The organism is uncultured Leptotrichia sp. (assembly GCF_938036635.1).
In the GTDB taxonomy this organism is placed as follows: Bacteria; Fusobacteriota; Fusobacteriia; order Fusobacteriales; family Leptotrichiaceae; genus Leptotrichia; species Leptotrichia hongkongensis.
This window is the reverse complement of record NZ_CALHQO010000240.1, coordinates 1-1,065: the sequence shown is the minus strand read 5'-3', so window position 1 is coordinate 1,065 and position 1,065 is coordinate 1. Positions and strand designations below refer to the sequence as shown.

General features: G+C 23.1%; 1 protein-coding gene and 1 pseudogene. Both read right to left on the bottom strand.

Going from position 1 to position 1,065, the window contains the following annotated elements; all coding sequences use genetic code 11:
* Positions 1 to 583: UvrD-helicase domain-containing protein (locus Q0370_RS04650; protein ID WP_299572754.1), on the bottom strand; the 583-nt coding region annotated here is incomplete at its 3' end.
* A pseudogene (locus Q0370_RS04645) lies at positions 565 to 1,065 on the bottom strand (ATP-dependent endonuclease); the annotation flags it as partial. The pseudogene Q0370_RS04645 and the gene Q0370_RS04650, both read right to left, overlap by 19 nt.

Here is a 1,065-nt window from a genome sequence, read left to right as displayed (position 1 = left end):
CACTTGTGTCTTGATATTCATCTATAAAAATAAAATTAGCATTATCTTTTAAAATATCACATAATTTAGAATATTTTTCAAACATCTTTTCCGCTATTAATAAAACCTCATCATGTCCTATTTTGCTATCCTCTTCTGATTTCAAACTATAATATTCATCATATACAATTTCTGAATTTAAAAAATATTCTAAATTTATTTTCATCTCATTTTTTTCCAGGTTATCTTTTGGTAAAGTAAATTTTTTATATTTTTCTTCTTCCCTATAAATTAATTCTATAATTGTTTCTTTTAATTCTTTTTGATACTTCTTTATTATTTTCCATAAAAACTCATGTATTGTAGAAACAAATAATTTATCATTAGAAATTCTTGATTTTATTTCAGCAACAGCATTATTTGTATATGTTATACAAATTATTGACTTATTAGGATATAATCTTCCGATTTCTTGAATTAACGAAACAAGTGAATATGTTTTACCACTACCTGCCCCTCCTGTTAATACGAAATTTTTTTTATTTTCTATGCATTGCAATATTTCTTTCACTTCATCTTCTATTTCTAATCTTCCTTCAACCATTCTAACCCCTCTTTTATATATTTTGGTATTTTCCAATTACTGTAATTTTCATCACTACATAACAGAATTTCTATTGCAAAACTAGATTTTTTATCTATACATTCTTGAGTTAATTCATAAAAATCAATTTCTTCTTCATCTAATTTTTCTTTGTTTTTTAAACCTTTTGAAAATTCATTTTTATTTTCTTTTATAAAGTCATAATTTATACTTATAAATGCATCTTCAAAACTACTAGCTTGATAATTTCTTTCCTTGATTTGATATGCGAGCATTATTTCGCTACTACCACATTTTACTATTTTTTCTTTTTTAGATAAAGTTGTTATTTTTATGAATTCATTTTTTACTTTTTTAGAATTTAATTTTTCTCCTAAATATTTTTTTATAGAAGAATTTGTAGTTTTTGTTGCCTCTACTGGATTACATTTTACTGTTTTTCTTTTACTGTCTTCTGTAGTTGTTTTTTTAGCAGCATCTAT